Raw genomic sequence first — 18,279 nt, forward strand, 5'->3', positions numbered from 1 at the left:
TAACCCCGCGATTTCCCCTCACAATATTGTATCTCCCACGTTTAATTGCGGCCCATGCAACGTCTTCACGCTTATCCCGACATCCGCGCGATGTTTCGCAGACTTCTGATTGCCACCCTTATCGGCATACTGGCCGCGCTGGCCGTCGCGGTGTTCCGCCACAGCATGTATCTGCTGGAGTGGCTGTTTCTCAGTAACAACAGCGGCAGTCTGGTGAATGCCGCGGCTGCGTTATCCCCGTGGCGTCGCGCGCTGACGCCCGCGCTGGGAGGGCTGGCGGCGGGGTTACTGTTGTGGGGATGGCAGCGGCTTACGGCGCAACGTCCTCATGCGCCGACAGATTATATGGAAGCACTGGAGACGGGCGACGGCCAGTTTGATTATGGCTCGAGCCTCGTAAAATCCCTTGCGTCACTGCTGGTTGTCTCCAGCGGGAGCGCCATCGGCCGCGAAGGTGCCATGATCCTGCTTGCGGCGCTGGCCGCCTCCTTTTTCGCCCAACGCTTTACGCCGAAATCCGAATGGAAATTATGGATTGCCTGCGGAGCCGCGGCCGGGATGGCCAGCGCCTATCACGCGCCCCTGGCCGGTAGCCTGTTTATTGCCGAAATTCTGTTTGGCACGCTGATGCTGGCCTCGCTCGGGCCGGTGGTGATTGCGGCGGTGGTAGCCCTGCTTACCACGCGACTCTTAGCGCCCGGTGCCGGTACGCTCTATGACGTCCATCTGAGTGGCCTACTCAGTGCGGCAGATTATGGCCTGCTTGTCGCGACAGGCCTGCTGGCGGGCCTGTGCGGACCGCTGCTGATGTGGCTAATGGCGTTCAGCCATTCGTTATTTCTGCGTCTCAGGCTTTCGCCGCCCTGGCAACTGGCGCTCGGCGGAGCGATCGTCGGGCTGCTGTCGCTCCTGACGCCTGACGTGTGGGGGAATGGCTACAGCGTGGTTCAGGCTTTTCTGCTCGCCCCACCGCTGCTGTCCGTGATAGCAGGTGTATTTATCTGTAAATTGCTGGCGGTACTGGCAAGCAGTGGTTCTGGCGCGCCGGGCGGGGTTTTCACACCGACGTTGTTTGTCGGCATGGCCACAGGAATGCTGTTTGCACAACTCTTCGGGCTGTGGTTTCCGGGGTCTGAAACGGTGATTTTACTGGGGCTGGCAGGCATGGCGACGTTACTCGCCGCGACGACCCATGCGCCCATTATGTCTGCGTTGATGGTCTGTGAAATGACCGGGCAGTATTTTTTGCTGCCCGGTTTGCTGATTGCCTGCGTGATCGCGTCCGTCTTCTCGCGGACGTTACGCCACGACTCGATCTACGGACAACATGCGACCGAGGGAAGAGAGATCGATGTACTGCGCTAATTCACGCTGTTCGGCACGTGGCAGATAAGGCAGCTCGCCCACCAACGGTCCCGGCAGTTTTTTGCTGAGCACGTCGATGATTTCCGCGTAGTGCGCCAGGCCCGGGTTGATACGGTTTGCGACCCAGCCAATCAACGGCAATCCGTCATTGGCAATCGCCTGCGCCGTCAGAAGCGCATGGTTGATGCACCCTTCCTGAATACCGACCACCATGATCACCGGCAGTTGCTCCTGCACCACCCACTCAGAAAGCGGGCGCAGATCGTTCATCAGGCTGCGCCATCCGCCGGTACCTTCCACCACGACATGGTCGGCCATCTCGCTCAGGTTCGCCAGACCGTCGGACAACAGGGTGTAATTAATCAGACCGCTGTGCGCCACGCTGCTTTCATCTTCGCTTAAGGCAATGGGATTGATCGCGTGATATGGCAGTTCCAGTGACGAGACGCTTTGTAACACCAGGGCGTCTTTATTCCGCAATCCTTCGGGCGTCTCTTTACTGCCTTTTGCGACCGGTTTGTACCCTGCAACGCGTTTACCGCTTGCTGCCAGAGCCTGTAGCAACGCGCGGGATACAACGGTCTTGCCGACAGAGGTATCTGTACCCGTAACAAAGAAACGCTTAAGCATGACTCATTCCACCTCTTGGGTATGCTTCGAAAATATAAACCAGAGAAATAATTCAGTGGGGGAAGTCTACGGGATGCGTGCGCTACCCAGCTTGAGATAGCGCAATTTTTCGTACATCTGCGGAAAAGAGTTAACCCTGTAACAGGCGGATCAGCAGCGAGCCGTTATACATGGCGTCCTTGACCAGGGCTGCACCAGCCATGGTGCCCTGATTGGAAAACTGGGTGCTTTCCACGGCAATATTTTTGCTGTAGGCCGGGAGCGCCTGTTGATGAATACAGGCCGAGATAGCCGGGAAGAGGATTTCCGCCGCCTGACTCAGCGGTGAGCCAATCAGGATTTTTTGCGGGTTGAAGAGATTCACCATAATGGCCAGAATGCGGCCAACGTTATTCCCCACTCCGGTAATAATATCCTTTGCCAGCAGATCCCCCTGACGCGCTGCGGCGCACAGTGAATCGACGGTCAACGGTTGTCCGTGCAGCGAAGAGCTCATGGACTGGCTGAGCCTGACCTGCGCCAGCTCCAGCACGCTTTCCACGCTGGCGATGGTTTCCAGACAGCCATGGTTGCCGCAGTAACAGCGCTTGCCGTAGGGATCGACCTGCGTGTGGCCGATTTCGACCAGGCTACTGCTTCCGGCATGCAGAAGGCGTCCGTCGGTGATGACGCCCGCCCCGACGTTATGGTCAATCACCACCTGAATCACGTCCCTTGCGCCGCGGGATGCGCCAAACAGCGCCTCCGCCATCGTCCAGGCGCTGATGTCATGCTGAATATAGACCGGCACGCCGGTGTGATTTTTCAGCACCTCGCCCAGCGGCATCTCTTTAACATCGTCGTAGAACGGCATGCGGTGCACGATTCCATTTTCGGTATCAATAATACCCGGCATGGTGATCGCAATGGCCGTTAAGCGTTCAAGGCGTTGCTGATGGCGAATAAAGAAGTGATCGATATGGGTGACAATGGCATCGAGGAGCGATTGTTCAGCCTTGAGCGGCAGCTCCAGCCGGTCTTCTACCACCAGCTTGCTGCTTAGATCGCGCAGGGCAAGGAAGATCTCTCCCCGGCTAATGCGCAGTGACAGGTAGTGCCACGCCTCAGTCTCCACCACCAGGCCGACCGCCGGACGGCCGCGGCTGCCCGGCTCCTGAATTTCCGTCTCCTGGACCAGGTGGGCTTCCAGCATTTCACGAACAATCTTGGTAATACTGGCAGGTGCCAGTTGTGCCAGGCGCGAAAGATCGATACGCGAAACCGGGCCAAGCTGATCAATCAGGCGATAAACCGCGCCAGCGTTGGTCTGCTTAATCTGATCAATGTGCCCTGGCTGACTATCAGCAACCACCTCGTACTCCCTTATTTTCGAGCATCGAAATAAACTGTGGGCTATGGTGAAGCACTTCAATGGCCGTCGTCAAATATTTACTTAGCCATGTGATTTACTGCACATTTTTACCCACTTTTCCCTCTAAATATCGTCCTGCAGAGGCGCTTAACAGCTGTGCTTTAAACCGCTGCGCTGCGTGGCTCTGCTCATGATGTTTCGACCATACCAGCCACATTTCCGAAACAGCATCGTCTTCGGCGATAGCAACCCAGCGCATTTCACGCAATTGTACCCGTTTAAACGAGGCCGGAAGAATAGAGACGCCCAGCCCCGCCGCGACCAGCCCAATAATGGTCATCGCTTCCCCAACTTCCTGCGTAATGATCGGGGCAAGATCGTAGCGTCGTAACAGGCCCAGAATATCGTCGTACAGACCGGTACCTACCTGCGGGTCGAAAAAAACAAACGGCTCTTTTGCCAGCTCTGCCAGCGTGACCGCCGAACGCGAGGCGAGCGGATGATCGTGCGGAATCATTGCCATCAACGGTTCGCGCAGAATAACCTGCCACGCCAGCGTATCCGGGAGTTGGGTGTTACGCATCAGACCTAAATCAAGAGAACCTTCATTCAGCGGAGCGATTTGCTCGCGGGTATTAATTTCGCGCGTCTGAATATGCACATCCGGAAAATGCCGGCGAAACGACGACAGGGTCTGCGAAACAGCGCTGATAAACGGTGCAGACGAGGTAAACCCAATCCGCAACTCTCCGGTTTCCCCGAGATAAAGCCGCTCTGCCCGGGCTGCCGCCTCATCCACCATACTGAGAATTTGTCGGCTGTCGGCCAGAAATTGCTTCCCGGCCGCCGTCAGGCTCACGCTGCGGTTGGTCCGTGCCAGAAGGCGCGCCCCGACCTGTTGCTCAAGGATCTGGATCTGCTGGCTTAGCGGGGGTTGTGAGATATTCAGTCTTGCCGCCGCGCGGCCAAAATGAAGCTCTTCAGCGACGGCGACAAAGTAGCGCAGATGACGCAGTTCGATATTCATATTTTTAAAGTATCATTTGAGATTATTAATATATTAGACAGAATATTTACATTTTCCTACTCTGATCGTGTGGTCATACCCGTCACCCGAAACCACGGGGATGTTTAAGCAAGGACATTGTGTGAGTCGTACATCTACCATTGATATCGATCCGGCCAGAGATATTGATGATTTACCCGCAGCATCGCAGCCGGTTCAGTTCATTAAACGTGGTACCCCCCAGTTTATGCGCGTCACGCTGGCGCTTTTCTCAGCGGGTCTGGCAACCTTCGCCCTGCTCTATTGCGTTCAGCCGATCCTGCCCGTTCTTTCCCATGAATTTGGCGTATCGCCTGCCAGCAGCAGTATTTCGCTCTCCATCTCTACCGGCATGCTGGCGATTGGTCTGCTTTTCACCGGGCCACTTTCCGACGCCATTGGCCGTAAACAGGTGATGGTTACCGCCCTGATGCTGGCTTCGATTTGTACGTTACTCTCCACGATGATGACCAGCTGGCACGGTATCCTGGTGATGCGCGCGTTAATTGGGTTATCCCTGAGCGGCGTGGCGGCGGTCGGGATGACCTATCTCAGCGAAGAGATCCACCCGAGCTTTGTCGCCTTCTCTATGGGGCTGTACATCAGCGGGAACTCGATTGGCGGAATGAGTGGACGTCTGCTGAGCGGGGTGTTTACGGACTTCTTTAACTGGCGCATTGCGCTGGCGGTGATCGGCTGCTTTGCCCTTGCGTCTGCGCTGATGTTCTGGAGAATCCTTCCGGAATCACGTCATTTTCGTTCCACCTCCCTGCGCCCGAAAACGCTGTTTATCAACTTCCGTCTGCACTGGCGTGACAAAGGGTTGCCGCTGCTGTTCCTGACCGGCTTTCTGCTGATGGGCTCATTCGTTACGTTGTTTAACTATATCGGTTATCGCCTGATGCTCTCCCCGTGGCACCTGAGCCAGGCGGTGGTGGGTCTGCTCTCTGTGGCGTATCTCACCGGCACGTGGAGTTCACCTAAAGCCGGAGCGATGACGGCCCGCTTTGGACGCGGTCCGGTTATGCTGGTCTCTACGGCCGTCATGCTGCTCGGCCTGTTGATGACCCTTTTCGCCTCCCTGTGGCTTATCTTCGCCGGGATGCTGCTTTTCTCTGCCGGTTTCTTCGCCGCTCACTCGGTGGCCAGCAGCTGGATTGGGCCACGCGCTCGCCGGGCCAAAGGCCAGGCGTCGTCTTTGTATCTGTTCAGCTATTACCTCGGTTCCAGCTTTGCGGGGACGCTGGGTGGGGTGTTCTGGCATAACTATGGCTGGAACGGCGTGGGCGGTTTTATTGCGCTGATGCTCTGCGGGGCGCTGTTGGTAGGGACCCGTTTACACCAGCGGCTGCACTGATTCAGGGTTTGAAATCGAGCGTGTAGTTTTCCCCGATACGCTCATCAGGTACCACTGGGAGCACATGATCGTCACTGGCAGACTGTAAGGCCGCAATGGCGGCCTTACACAGCTCAGGATCGCTGCCTTTTACCACCTGAATGTGGGTCACATAGGTCGCGCCTTTGGGCTGGTGAATCTTTAACGAGCAGAGCTTCCCTTCATACTGCTCTGTGGTCGTCATCCTTTGTTTCACTGTTTCCACATACGCAAACGCCCATGCGTGCGCAGAGTCTTTTTCGGTGTTGAACGGGATCACGTCATGATGATGTGTCTGGCACCCCGTCAGCAACACTGCAATCCCTACACTCACAACCTTGTTCATTTTCCATCCGGCAGTCGTTTTTTTTAGGGTTATAACACAGCGTTACTGAACGAAATAGCACCAAACTCTAAGGGGTAATGGCTTGGATTCAGGCGGGAATTTTGATACTACTCACTCTTCATGCCTGAAACATCGCCTTGCAAAGAGAAAACGAAATGAGCGAAAACAGCCACTACCAACAACTCACCCGCACCTTCCAGCGCCTCTCCCGTTTCTCCCACCTCTCCTCCATCGCCAGCTGGGATATGTTTACCATGATGCCACCGGGCGGCAGTGCCGCGCGCGGTGAAGCGCTGGCCGAAATGAGCGTTCTGCAACACCAGATCCTGACCGATAAAAAGGTGGGTGAATGGCTCACCGCCGCGGCCGGTGAGGACCTGAATGATATTGAACAAGCCAACCTGCGTGAAATGACGCGTCATTACCAGCAGGCGTCGCTGTTGCCGGAAGCGCTGGTGGAAGCCAAATCGCTGGCAGGCAGCAAATGTGAGCACGCCTGGCGTACCCAGCGCCCGGCCAATGACTGGCAGGGGTTTGCCGCCAACCTGAAAGAGGTCGTCAAACTGAGCCGCGAGGAGGCTCGTCTGCGTGCTGAAGCCAAAGGCTGCAGCCCTTACGACGCGCTGCTGGATATTTTCGAGCCGGACATGACCAGTGCGCGTCTGGACGTACTGTTCGCGGATATGAAATCCTGGCTGCCGGACCTGCTGGCAAACGTTGTGGAAAAACAGGCTCAGCAGTCGTTCGTTCCGCCGCAGGGCCCCTTCCCGACGGCAACGCAGCGTGAACTTGGGCTTGAAGCCATGAAGATGCTCGGCTTTGATTTTAACGGCGGTCGCCTGGACGTCAGTGCACACCCGTTCTGCGGTGGCGTGCCGGAAGATGTGCGCATCACCACGCGTTATGATGAGGACGAGCTGCTCAGCGCGCTGTTTGGCGTGATCCACGAAACCGGACACGCGCGCTACGAGCAAAACCTGCCACGAACGTGGGCCGGTCAACCTGTCGCGCTGGCCCGTTCAACGGCGATCCACGAATCCCAGAGCCTGTTCTTTGAGATGCAGCTGGGGCGCAGCGACGCTTTCCTTAAACATCTCCTTCCTGCGGTTCACGCCCGTTTTGGCAGTCAGGCGGCGTTCAGTGAAGAGAACTTTATTGCCTGGAACCAGCGCGTGAAACCGGGCTATATCCGCGTCGATGCCGACGAAGTCAGCTACCCGGCACATGTGGTGCTGCGCTATGAAATTGAACGTGCGCTGATCAATAGCGATATCGAGGTGGATGACATTCCGGCGCTGTGGGATGAGAAAATGCAGGCCTGGCTCGGGTTATCAACCAAAGATAACTACCGCAACGGCTGTATGCAGGACATTCACTGGACCGACGGCGGTTTTGGCTACTTCCCGTCCTACACGCTCGGCGCGATGTACGCCGCGCAATTGTTCCATGCGGCCAAAACGGCGCTGCCGGGTCTGCAGTCCTCCATCGCTGAGGGCGATTTCTCCGCCCTGTTTGACTGGCTGCGTCAGAACATCTGGCAGCACGGTAGCCGCTTCACCACTTCGCAACTGATTACCCAGGCGACGGGTGAAGACCTGAATATCCGTTACTTCCGCGAGCATTTGACGTCCCGTTATCTGTAATCCAGCGGCCGGAGTACGCTCCGGCCGTTTTCCTTTTGCGCACCCTTTACCGCCCTTTGTACATTCCGTTACACGCCGATACCAATCACTCACGGAAACCCCGAATTTACAGGGATATAGTTCTTTCAACGGCCCCGCAGTGGGGTTAAATGAAAAACCAAATTCGAGGGTATGAACATGAAAAAAGTATTAGCTCTGGTTGTTGCCGCTGCTATGGGTCTGTCTTCTGCTGCGTTTGCTGCTGAAACCACTGCTGCACCGGCTGCTGCTGCGCCAGCTGCAACGACGACTGCTGCTCCGGCAAAAACCGTACACCACAAGAAACACCATAAAGCCGCTAAACCTGCTGCAGAGCAAAAAGCCCAGGCTGCTAAAAAACACCACAAAAAAGCCGTTAAACAAGATGCCGCTAAACCGGCTGTAGAGCAGAAAGCGCAGGCCGCTAAAAAGCACCACAAAAAAGCGACCAAACCTGCTGTAGAACAGAAAGCCCAGGCCGCTAAAAAGCATCACAAAAAAGCAGTAAAACACGAAGCTGCTAAACCAGCTGCACAGCCAGCTGCGTAAGAGTACAAGCTTAACCGTGCCTTTCGGGGCACGTTGGTAAACCGGCGCTGAACCGGAAAGGTCCAGCGCCGTTTTTTTTATCCGGAGGGCGTATGCTGCGGCGCTATCGGTTTGAGCTGATTCTTATCCTGCTTATTTTATGCGCGCTCATCGCAAGCCATTTTTATCTTTCCTGATCGTAGCACGCTGATTTTACTCCCACTTTAGCGCTGTCCCGTCTATAGTATTTTTATAGGGTTCACTTTTAATAATCATAATTGCCCCCACCAGAGTGTGATATGCGTAAATCTGTTGTGTTGTTACTGGGAACGTTTGGTCTTTTTTCTGGATTCTCACATGCGGATGATGGCGGTGATGAAACCATTAGCGCGAAAGAGCTTAAAACGCTGTTTTTCGGTCATGACGATCGTACGCGCGTCGCCGATCCTACCCAGGCACCCTGGGACGCTATCGGGCAACTGGAAACCGCCAGCGGTAATTTATGTACCGCTACGCTGATTACCCCGCAACTAGCCCTGACGGCTGGCCACTGCCTGCTGACACCGCCAGACGGCAAGCCAGACAAAGCCGTTGCCCTGCGATTTGTGTCGCAAAAAGGGATGTGGCGTTATGAAATTCACGGTATTGAGGGACGGGTTGATGCTTCTCTCGGCAAACGTCTGAAGCCCGACGGTGACGGCTGGATAGTGCCTCCGTCAGCGGCATCCTGGGATTTTGGCCTGATCATTTTGCGCTACCCGCCTTCTGGCATAACCCCGCTTCCGTTATTTGACGGAGACAAAGCCGCGCTCACTGCCGCACTGAAAGCCGCCGACCGTAAGGTGACGCAATCAGGCTACCCTGTCGATCATCTGGACGCGCTTTACACCCACACGGACTGTATTGTCACAGGATGGGCGCAAAACAGCGTGCTCTCACATCAGTGCGATACGTTACCCGGTGACAGCGGCTCGCCGCTGATGTTAAAAACGGATAACGGCTGGCAGCTGATTGGTGTTCAAAGCTCTGCGCCAGCGGCAAAAGACAGATGGCGAGCAGATAACCGGGCCTTAGCCGTGACCGGTTTTCGTGACAAGCTGGAAGCACTGGCACAGCAGTAACTCAGCACTGTCTGACCTGACGTAACGCCCTGATTGATTCAATCGGCATCGGCTGGCTGAACCAGAATCCCTGCAGCTGATCGCAGCCAGCCAGCCGTAACAATTTCATCTGCTTTTCGTTTTCCACCCCTTCAGCGACCACCGCCATGCCCAGGGCATTGGCGATCCTCACCGTGCCGCTCACCAGCGCCGCCGCCTGCTCATCGTTGTCCACCAGCCCGGCCAGTGATTTATCGATCTTAATGGTGTCGAAATTAAAACGCCGCAAATAGCCAATACTCGAATAGCCCGTGCCAAAATCATCCAGCGCCACCGCGGTGCCCAGTGCTTTAAGGTTGGCAATCGCCGTGCGGGCACGCTCGGGGTTTTCCAGCACATAGGTCTCCGTGACTTCGAGCTGGAGTCGCCTGGCCGGGAAACGGGTGCTTTCCAGAACCCAGGCCACTTTTTCTTCGAATTCAGGGTCGCGAAACTGCGCCGGGGAGATATTAACGGAGAGCTTTAATTCGCTGTACGGCTCCAGATCCTGGCAGGCACGCTGCAAAACAAACTGGCCCAGTTTGTAAATCAGCCCACTCGTTTCCGCAATGGAAATGAAGGTATCCGGACCGAGTTCGCCTTCCGGACGACGCGGCCAGCGAACCAGCGCTTCCACACTGCTCATTTTCTGACTGCGGGCGTCAATAATCGGCTGGTACCAGACCTCAAACTCGTCTCGCTCCAGTCCGTTACGGATCTGGTTTTCAATCGCAAGCTTGCGTTCCCGGGCGTTATTCAGCGCCGCGTCATAGTGGGTGACACGCCCTTTCCCGCTAATTTTGGAATGGTACATGGCGATATCGGCGCGGCGAAACAGCTCGGAACTGGTGCATTCAATCAGGGTTCCGCTGGCAATCCCGATGCTGGCGCCGATATGAATGGTGCGCTCCCCCAGACGAATGGGGGTATTGAGAAAATCCAGTACGGATTCGGCAAAGGTGGTCGCCAGCGCTTCTGCCCCTTCACCGCCGATGGTCATGGCAAACTCATCGCCTCCCATGCGCGCCAGCATCCCGCCCGGTGGAACGCATTCATTCAGCGTTTTGGCAATGGTCACAATGAGATCGTCACCGACGCTGTGGCCGTAGATATCGTTGACGTCCTTGAAGCCATCCAGATCGATAAACACCACGCTTTTGACGTCAATATCGCCACGCAAACTCACGCGGTCCAGCGCTTCAATGAGTGCGCGGCGGTTCGGCAGATGGCTTAGCCAGTCCGTTCTGGCGACCAGACGCGCCTGGCTTTCTCCGCGGGCCAGTTTGTACAGGCCCACGCAGCTCACCATAATGAACAGCAGGATCAGCACCGATGCCAGCACCACTATCTGCGTAATATCGGATGATGCGGCCCGGGCCGCCTGCGCGCCAGGAAGGCGTGCCTGCCAGTTGAGGTACCCCAGTAACTCCCCTGCAGAACTGCGCAGCGGCATACTCAGACTGTTGATTTTATCCGGGGTAAAGTTGAGGTTATCAATCTGAAAGGTCTGCCCCAGATCGGATAATATGCCGCCATTCAAATGGCGGGTAATCACCAGATAGCGGCGTGTACCGTCGTTAACCTGCAATCGCCCGATCATCGGTCGGATCAGCCCTATTCCGACAAACGCGACGCCGTGACGCGTTCGGGTGATCCCGGCATAAATATTCTTCTGGCTGGGTAATTCACGTCCGTGCTGCTGAATAAGCGCTTGCAGGCCTTTGCCAAAAAAATCGAGATTCGTTTCCGCAAAAGGCTGGCTTTGAAACGATCCCCAGATGACGTTGAAATGCTCATCCAGCACGAAAGTGCCGTCATAGAGGTTATTGACTTTAAAGCCCGCTCCCCAGGTGTTGTATAACCATTCGGTATCGAGCTTTGGGCGGTAGACCTCGCGTACCGCATCGTCCCAGACGGCATTATCAATCACCAGGGTCGAGACACGGTTAACCGACGTTTGTATCGCACCCTGCACGGAAAGCGTGGTGCGGTGCTCGTCAATTTCATTGGTTTTGGTGCTGATCAGGTGCAGAGATAAATAGAGCAGCGCGACAATGGAGATGATTAAGCCGATCCCCGCCATGAAGATCATGGCAAACAATGTTCTCGCGGTGGGAATATTGCGCCAGCTTAATGTGCGATACATTAGCCATCCTCTTCAATGTTTTGCTTTTTTTAAGAGTAATACAGGCAGCGAATTTCGCTGCCTGTAAATAATGGCTTAACGTGTATCAGGCGAGTTTTATCATGATCATGCCGGCAAGCAGCAATATCAGTCCAATCCAACCTTTGTTATTTAAACGCTGACCGAACAGCACCCAGCCGGCTGCCAGGGTGGCGGCAATACCAAACCCGCCCCACAGCGCATAGGCCACGGACAGATCGATACCCTTCACCGCCTGTGACAGGGCGCTGAACGCCCCCAGTACGGCGGCAATCGACAACAGTCCGTAAATTTTACGACGAAAACCGTCAGAGAATTTTAGCAGGACGTTCGCTAAAATCTCCAGCACGATGGCAAACCCCAACCAGGCCGCGTGGATCCATTCAAACTGCTGCATGGGTCTGCTCCTTCGGCTGCTTAGTCGGTTTGCGTGTACCCGATTTAATCAGCACGATACCTGCTACCAGCGTCGTTAACCCGGCAATCTTCATTGTTGATAATGTTTCGTCAAATAATAAGACGCTGAACAGGGTGATCAACAAAATACCGATCCCTTCCCACAGTGCATAGGCCACACCCAGCGCAATTTTCTTCACTGCAAACGACAGGAAAATATAGGAAAGTGAAATCATCACCAGCATTAAAATAAAGCCGGTATTGCCATCGCTGACGCTTGCCCATTTCATCGACAACGTGCCGGTAATTTCAGCGATAATAGCAAGGGCTAATAAAATCCAGTAAAACATGTTTTTCTCCTGCTTGAGAATATAATCCATCGTGGCCTGCTGCGTGCAGCAAACCCAAAAATATGAAATTAAATCAGACAGCTAAGCGCGTAGCGCCAGCTCAGGCAGAAGATGTGACTATAGCGCGTTGCGCCAGTGTTGCTCACCAGAAAGAAGGCAGAAGGAAGTGAAAAATACAGCGGTGTTGTTTGAAGAATACGTCCTGAACAAATTGTCCATAAAATTACAATTATCCGCGTTGTTGCTTCTCGTCTTTGCGGATGAAAATTGTCCTCGGTAGTTGAACACGCCAAATTTGTACCATAAGTAAGGCTTTTACTCAAAGTCTTTTCAATTCTTTACCCATCCCGTTTGATTTTGGTTAGTTTATTGAAACGGCTTTCGCCTTTATTATAAATAAAAATATTATTCAGGAACCCCCATGGCTAAACCCATCATTACCCTGAACGGGCTAAAAATTGTCATCATGCTGGGCATGCTGGTGATCATATTGACGGGCGTCCGTTTTGCCGCCGACATCATCGTGCCGTTTATTCTGGCCCTGTTTATTGCGGTGATCCTTAACCCGCTCATACAGCGCATGACGCGGTTCCGCATCCCGCGCGTGCTGGCAATCACGATGCTTATCAGCATCATTATTATTGCCATGGTGCTGCTGGTCGCTTATCTCGGCACCTCCCTCAATGAACTGACGCGAACGTTACCGAAATACCGCTCGTCGCTGGCGATACCGCTGTTGCAGCTAGAACCCTGGCTGCAGCGTGCGGGAATCGAAGTCTCCGTTGAGGAGTTGCTGAAGTACATTGATCCGAATGCCGCCATGACCCTCGTCACTGGCCTGCTGGCGCAGCTCTCTAACGCCATGACCTCGATTTTCCTGCTGTTTTTAACGGTGGTGTTCATGCTGTTGGAAGTACCGCAACTGCCCGCAAAACTGCAGCAAATAATGGTCCGTCCGGTTGAAGGCATGGGGGCGATTCAACGCGCGCTGGATAGCGTCTCCCGCTATCTGGTCCTGAAAACCGCCATTAGCCTGGTCACCGGGGCCGTGGTCTGGGGAATGCTGATGGCGCTGGATGTCCGGTTTGCGTTCGTCTGGGGATTACTGGCCTTTGCGCTCAACTATATCCCCAACATCGGTTCGGTGCTGGCCGCTATCCCCCCTATTCTGCAGGTGCTGGTGTTCAGTGGGTTCTATGATGCGCTGATTCTGCTAGCCGGTTATCTGGTGATTAACCTGGTGTTCGGGAACATTCTTGAGCCACGCATGATGGGGCGTGGTCTGGGATTGTCCACGCTGGTGGTATTTCTGTCCCTTATCTTTTGGGGATGGCTGCTCGGCCCGGTCGGCATGTTGCTCTCCGTTCCGCTGACCATCATTGTGAAGATTGGCCTCGAACAGACGGCAGGCGGGCAAAGTATCGCCGTGCTGCTGAGCGATATGAGCCATAAGCCAGTCGAATAACCTCCGCAGATACCTGTCTCGTCCCCCTTACCGGCGGTGACGAGACAGGCAGGTGTTACGGCTTTCGCGCGCGGTGCCCGACGCACAACAAAATGGCTACTCGCGCCATCCCATTGCCGGTGCAACATGCTTCAGAATGGATTCGATAACATGCGCGTTGTAATCCACTCCGAGCTGGTTCGGCACGGTGAGCAATAAGGTGTCCGCTTCGGCAATCGCTTCGTCCTGTTTCAACTGCTCAATCAGCTTTTCAGGCTCAGCGGCATAGCTGCGTCCGAAAATTGCGCGCGTTTTCTCATCAAGGTAACCCACGCTATCGCTGTCGTTCCGGCTTGCGCCGAAGTACATGCGGTCACGATCGTCCATCAGCGCGAAAATACTGCGGCTGACCGAGACGCGCGGCTGACGAGTATGCCCGGCTTCCGCCCAGGCCTGTCGGTAAGCGCGGATCTGTTTTGCCTGCTGAATATGGAATGGCTCACCGGTTTCATCATCTTTCAAGGTTGAGCTTTGCAGGTTCATCCCCAGTTTTGCAGCCCATACCGCTGTCGCGTTCGACCCTGCGCCCCACCAGATGCGCTCACGTAAACCTTCGGAATGTGGCTCCAGGCGCAGCAGTCCCGGTGGATTTGGGAACATGGGTTGTGGGTTCGGTTTTGCAAACCCTTCTCCGCGCAGCACCTCGAGCAGTACCTCGGTGTGTCGGCGCGCCATATCTGATTCATTTTCCCCTTCCTGCGGGACATAACCAAAATGACGCCAGCCATCAATGACCTGCTCCGGAGAGCCCCGGCTGATCCCCAGCTGCAAACGTCCGCCGGAGATTAAATCCGCCGCGCCCGCATCTTCCGCCATGTACATCGGATTTTCATAGCGCATATCGATCACGCCAGTACCGATTTCGATGCTTTTCGTTTTCGCACCGATCGCCGCCAGTAAGGGGAACGGAGAGCTGAGTTGACGGGCAAAATGATGCACACGGAAATAGGCACCGTCTGCGCCCAGCTCTTCAGCGGCGACGGCCAGGTCGATGGATTGCAACAGGGTGTCCGCCGCGGAACGCGTGCCGGACTGAGGTGACGGTGTCCAGTGACCAAATGACAAAAAGCCGATCTTTTTCATAACGAGATATCCTGATGATGCTTTGCGTTATCTCTACTTTACGCATTACCCGGGGAGAATAAATGCCCTTTATTTAACGGAATAATTCAAATAAATTGACTGAATTGAGCGGATCGCAATGACGCCCCATAATGAGATATAGTGCGTCTTTCTTTTTCCCTGGCAGGTAAAACCGGCAATGGCTCTGATCCCTAAAAACTACGCGCGACTGGAAAGTGGCTACCGTGAAAAGGCATTAAAAATCTATCCCTGGGTCTGTGGACGCTGCTCACGCGAGTTCGTCTATTCAAACCTGCGCGAGCTCACGGTTCACCATATCGATCACGATCATACTAATAACCCGGAAGATGGCAGCAACTGGGAGCTGTTGTGCCTGTTTTGCCACGACCATGAACACTCGAAATACACCGAAGCAGATCAGTACGGTACTACCGTTGTGGCGGGTGAAGACGCGCAAAAAGACATGGGCGTGGCCACTTTCAACCCGTTTGCCGATCTAAAAGCGATGATGAATAAGAAAAAATAATTCCCTAATATTGCCCCTCTTCGTCATATGGGCCGCACAGTTACAGGTAAAAGGATATGGATACACTCCGTTGCTACTGGGACGTTTTTTTCAATGCTTATGGCTCACTGCTCACGAAAACCGTGCTGGTATTACTGCTGGTGTGGTGGTGTCATCAAACCCTGCAGCGCTTCAGAAAAGAAGCCCCTGACGCTACCGGCCCCATTGCCGAGGCCAATGCCAGAGAACGCTACCAGTGGCGCTACTTGCGGTGGGCTTTAAGTAGCATTCAGGGCATCCTTTCCCTGTATATTATAGGGTCGATTATTACGACGCTTTTTACGTAGCGGATACGGTTTCTGCCCTGAAAACGTCTCAGGTAGCTTCTGTCTTTAACAGTCCGCATTGTCGATGATAAGCCGGGGACGCATGCGCAGATTCGATACAGTCCAGCGTCCCCCTGCGGATCACTCAACCGTCAGCGCAAAACAATTTTTCAGTACAGAGGCAATGTCATTTTCTGCCAGCTGCTGCGTTTCAACGCCCTGCGCGGTGATCGTTTTCAGCACGTTACCCAGCAAAATCTGGCGTCCTTCCGGGCGATGCTGTACGACGAGCAGCTTCTGCACAAAAATGGCGTCCGGGTGCGTGGAGTTAAGGTAGTTGGCAGGCACAAAATCAATCCACTCCTGAGGAGAGAGGTCAAAGCCGTACTGACTGGCCCATTTACCCTCCACCCATGCCTGAAGCAGATACTCACCCTCAGCGTTACGGGTCAGCCGGAACGTGTCGAAATCCTGCCGGATATCCGTATCAAGCATGTCTAACGCCATCGGAGCACGGATGCCGTAGCTACCGAACCCGAGGTCACAAAGCCACTGACGACCGTCAATCTCAGCAATGAGTGCCATATGGGTTTTAGGCCGACGCACCGGGTAGAACATCGGGCGCGCCGCGACAAAACGCCAGCGAATGCCCAATGCCTCCAGCGCCATCGCAAATAGCCCATTCACCTCATAGCAGTAACCGCCGCGCTTCTGCCTCAACAGCTTATCGGCAATGTCTTCGGGTACCAGCGAGACAACTTTACCCGCCTGTACATCCCCATTTTCAAAGGGTATCGAAAAGAGCTGATGGCGCATAAGCGCATGCAGGGTAGCAGTATCGGCAGCCGCAGGGCCGGTATAGTTTATGCGCCTGAAATAGGCAGAAATATCGAAATTGTCGCTGTGCATAGTGCCTCCTTGTCTGGAACATGCCGGACACTATAGATGGGGCACTTCATTGGCTGTATAGTCAGTTTTATCGAAAATTTGACTGCACAGATCCCCATGGCCGCCCCGTCCCCCCATTACCGTCGGATTGCTGAGATGCTGCGTCTTACGCTGGCTTCAGGCGCGTTGCAAATCGGCGACCGGATGATCTCTGCACGTAAACTGGCCGAGCGCGAACAGGTCAGTCTCCCGACGGCACTGGAAGCACTCCGCTGCCTTGAGGCCGAAGGCCTGATCGTTGCGCGTCCGCGTTCGGGCTACTACGTCCGTCAGACCCGCCTGTCCCGATGCGTGCAGCCCACCCGTTCCCTGCCCGGCCCCGTGCCTGTGACAATGTCAGCCGTCGCGCGATCGTTATTCAGTAGTGCAGAAGCCCGGCTGGTACCGCTGGGGGCTGCCTTGCCCGACCCCGCGTGGCTGCCAGGCGATACCCTGCAACGTGCGCTGCAGTCTGCAGGTCGACGTCTGGAAGCGCGTGGGCAAAGCTATAGCCTGCCTCCGGGACGGGTTGATTTGCGCAGTAAGATTGCCGCCCGGGCAGCGCAATGGGGCGGCCGTTTTGGTGCAGAGGATCTCATCATCACCGCTGGCGCAACACAGGCGCTGCGTCTGGCGTTGCGGGCTGTGTGCCAGCCTGGCGACGTAGTAGCGATAGAACAACCCGCCTATTTCGGTACGCTGTTGCTGCTGGAAGATTTGGGCCTGAAGGCGCTGGAGATCCCAACCGATCCTCAAGAAGGGTTGTTGCTGGCGCCGCTCGCCGATGCTATTCGGTGCCATCATCCAGCGGCCGTTCTGGCCTCGCCCACCGTGCAAAATCCGCTGGGCGCCAGTATGTCCGTCACCCGCAAGCAGGAACTTGTTGCCCTGCTGGAAGATGCAGGCATCCCGTTAATTGAGGACGATGTTTATGGTGATCTGGTCGGCGAGGGGCAACGTCCTCCGGCCTGTAAAGCGTTCGACCAGAGCGGGAATGTCATTTACTGCAGTTCATTGTCTAAAACGCTTGCGCCCGGATGGCGCATCGGCTGGATTGCGCCCGGACGTTACCACGCCCAGGTCCTGCAGGCGCGTATGGCCGGAGACTGGGCAGGCGCGCCGCTGTTTGAAGCCGCAACGAGCGAAATCCTGGCCAGTGGCGACTACGATCGTCATCTGCGGCGGCTAAAGCGGCGCATCGCGGAGGGGATTGGTGCCGTCATTGCGCGCGTCAAGGCAAGCTTCCCTCCCGGCACACGCGTTAACGTGCCGGCTGCCGGTTTCCTGTTGTGGGTTGAACTTCCACACCAGGTGAATGCACTGGAGGTGCACCGCCGCGCGCTGACACTGAACATTGGCGTTAGCCCCGGGCCGCTGTTTTCCCCCCGCGCACACTTAACGAATTTCCTGCGATTAAATTGTGCCAACGAACCCACGCCCCTCCTGCTGAATGCGGTGGATCGGATTGGCGCGCTTTGTCATGAACTGGCCAGCTCCTCTGGCCTTATTCCAGAAAGTGAGCATTGAGCGCTCTTTACTCCCTGCATCCGGGTTCGCGTTTTTTACTGCCGTCAGAAACGCACA

The 18,279-nt window shown here is 55.2% G+C and carries 18 protein-coding genes; 9 read left to right on the forward strand and 9 right to left on the reverse strand.

What is annotated here, in order from left to right; all coding sequences use genetic code 11:
* Positions 1-54 precede the first annotated feature (54 nt).
* Positions 55-1,365 carry a voltage-gated ClC-type chloride channel ClcB gene (gene clcB / locus AB6731_RS05900; RefSeq protein WP_371006047.1) on the forward strand — a complete coding sequence of 437 codons (1,311 nt, stop codon included), beginning with the start codon at positions 55-57 and terminating at the stop codon, positions 1,363-1,365.
* Here clcB and bioD read toward each other — a convergent pair.
* From bioD to AB6731_RS05915, 3 genes are all read right to left on the reverse strand, one after another.
* Positions 1,300-1,995: a dethiobiotin synthase gene (bioD, locus tag AB6731_RS05905; RefSeq protein ID WP_014169857.1), complete on the reverse strand. Its 696-nt coding sequence runs from the start codon at positions 1,993-1,995 to the stop codon at positions 1,300-1,302. The two genes, clcB and bioD, sit on opposite strands and share 66 nt — an antisense overlap.
* Before the next feature lie 130 nt (positions 1,996-2,125).
* On the reverse strand, positions 2,126-3,346 hold the full coding sequence (mlc, locus tag AB6731_RS05910) for a sugar metabolism global transcriptional regulator Mlc (protein WP_020884286.1): 1,221 nt from the start codon (positions 3,344-3,346) through the stop codon (positions 2,126-2,128).
* 94 nt (positions 3,347-3,440) lie between these two features.
* Positions 3,441-4,373: a LysR family transcriptional regulator gene (locus AB6731_RS05915; RefSeq protein WP_032678049.1), complete on the reverse strand. Its 933-nt coding sequence runs from the start codon at positions 4,371-4,373 to the stop codon at positions 3,441-3,443.
* A 121-nt stretch (positions 4,374-4,494) separates the two neighbouring features.
* Here AB6731_RS05915 and AB6731_RS05920 point away from each other — a divergent pair, with 121 nt between their 5' ends.
* Positions 4,495-5,748, forward strand: a complete 1,254-nt coding sequence (locus AB6731_RS05920; RefSeq protein WP_020884288.1) for an MFS transporter — start codon at positions 4,495-4,497, stop codon at positions 5,746-5,748.
* A gap of 1 nt (position 5,749) precedes the next feature.
* On the opposite strand, the gene AB6731_RS05925 is transcribed toward AB6731_RS05920, so the two are convergent.
* Positions 5,750-6,112 (reverse strand): cell envelope integrity protein TolA, encoded by a 363-nt coding sequence (locus AB6731_RS05925; RefSeq protein WP_063214510.1) that lies wholly within the window; start codon positions 6,110-6,112, stop codon positions 5,750-5,752.
* Positions 6,113-6,267: 155 nt separating this feature from the next.
* Between AB6731_RS05925 and AB6731_RS05930 the strand changes: the two genes are divergently transcribed.
* The 3 genes from AB6731_RS05930 to AB6731_RS05940 all read left to right on the forward strand — a co-directional run bounded on the left by AB6731_RS05930 (position 6,268) and on the right by AB6731_RS05940 (position 9,422).
* Positions 6,268-7,755: a carboxypeptidase M32 gene (locus AB6731_RS05930; protein WP_371006048.1), complete on the forward strand. Its 1,488-nt coding sequence runs from the start codon at positions 6,268-6,270 to the stop codon at positions 7,753-7,755.
* Between the two features lie 177 nt (positions 7,756-7,932).
* Complete coding sequence (gene asr / locus AB6731_RS05935) at positions 7,933-8,322, forward strand: acid resistance repetitive basic protein Asr (protein WP_032670412.1); 390 nt, start codon at positions 7,933-7,935, stop codon at positions 8,320-8,322.
* 278 nt (positions 8,323-8,600) lie between these two features.
* Positions 8,601-9,422 (forward strand): serine protease, encoded by an 822-nt coding sequence (locus AB6731_RS05940; protein ID WP_020884292.1) that lies wholly within the window; start codon positions 8,601-8,603, stop codon positions 9,420-9,422.
* A 1-nt stretch (position 9,423) separates the two neighbouring features.
* Here the strand turns inward: AB6731_RS05940 and AB6731_RS05945 are convergent, their stop codons facing one another.
* From AB6731_RS05945 to mdtJ, 3 genes are all read right to left on the reverse strand, one after another.
* The gene (locus AB6731_RS05945; protein WP_014169850.1) at positions 9,424-11,586 is read right to left on the reverse strand and encodes a bifunctional diguanylate cyclase/phosphodiesterase; all 2,163 of its coding nucleotides are present in this window, start codon (positions 11,584-11,586) and stop codon (positions 9,424-9,426) included.
* 85 nt (positions 11,587-11,671) lie between these two features.
* Positions 11,672-12,001 carry a multidrug/spermidine efflux SMR transporter subunit MdtI gene (gene mdtI / locus AB6731_RS05950; RefSeq protein ID WP_014169849.1) on the reverse strand — a complete coding sequence of 110 codons (330 nt, stop codon included), beginning with the start codon at positions 11,999-12,001 and terminating at the stop codon, positions 11,672-11,674.
* Positions 11,988-12,350 carry a multidrug/spermidine efflux SMR transporter subunit MdtJ gene (gene mdtJ / locus AB6731_RS05955; protein ID WP_025204323.1) on the reverse strand — a complete coding sequence of 121 codons (363 nt, stop codon included), beginning with the start codon at positions 12,348-12,350 and terminating at the stop codon, positions 11,988-11,990. The genes mdtI and mdtJ overlap by 14 nt, the downstream gene beginning before the upstream one ends.
* A gap of 421 nt (positions 12,351-12,771) precedes the next feature.
* On the opposite strand from mdtJ, the gene AB6731_RS05960 reads away from it, so the two are divergent.
* Positions 12,772-13,815 (forward strand): AI-2E family transporter, encoded by a 1,044-nt coding sequence (locus tag AB6731_RS05960; protein WP_014169847.1) that lies wholly within the window; start codon positions 12,772-12,774, stop codon positions 13,813-13,815.
* A 96-nt stretch (positions 13,816-13,911) separates the two neighbouring features.
* Here the strand turns inward: AB6731_RS05960 and AB6731_RS05965 are convergent, their stop codons facing one another.
* Entirely contained in the window at positions 13,912-14,937 is a 1,026-nt protein-coding gene (locus tag AB6731_RS05965; protein WP_014169846.1) for an LLM class flavin-dependent oxidoreductase, read from the reverse strand.
* 178 nt (positions 14,938-15,115) lie between these two features.
* On the opposite strand from AB6731_RS05965, the gene yajD reads away from it, so the two are divergent.
* Together yajD and AB6731_RS05975 are read left to right on the forward strand one after the other, a co-directional pair.
* Positions 15,116-15,463: an HNH nuclease YajD gene (gene yajD, locus AB6731_RS05970; protein ID WP_014169845.1), complete on the forward strand. Its 348-nt coding sequence runs from the start codon at positions 15,116-15,118 to the stop codon at positions 15,461-15,463.
* Between the two features lie 56 nt (positions 15,464-15,519).
* Positions 15,520-15,789, forward strand: a complete 270-nt coding sequence (locus AB6731_RS05975; RefSeq protein WP_032681142.1) for a hypothetical protein — start codon at positions 15,520-15,522, stop codon at positions 15,787-15,789.
* A gap of 120 nt (positions 15,790-15,909) precedes the next feature.
* Here AB6731_RS05975 and AB6731_RS05980 read toward each other — a convergent pair whose 3' ends face one another.
* A complete protein-coding gene (locus AB6731_RS05980; RefSeq protein WP_371006049.1) occupies positions 15,910-16,677 on the reverse strand; it encodes an arylamine N-acetyltransferase in 768 nt (255 codons plus the stop codon).
* A gap of 36 nt (positions 16,678-16,713) precedes the next feature.
* On the opposite strand from AB6731_RS05980, the gene AB6731_RS05985 reads away from it, so the two are divergent.
* A complete protein-coding gene (locus AB6731_RS05985; protein WP_371006050.1) occupies positions 16,714-18,222 on the forward strand; it encodes a PLP-dependent aminotransferase family protein in 1,509 nt (502 codons plus the stop codon).
* Positions 18,223-18,279 lie beyond the last annotated feature (57 nt).

The sequence above is a fragment of the Enterobacter sp. RCC_40 genome (assembly GCF_041360735.1).
Taxonomy (GTDB): Bacteria; Pseudomonadota; Gammaproteobacteria; order Enterobacterales; family Enterobacteriaceae; genus Enterobacter; species Enterobacter ludwigii.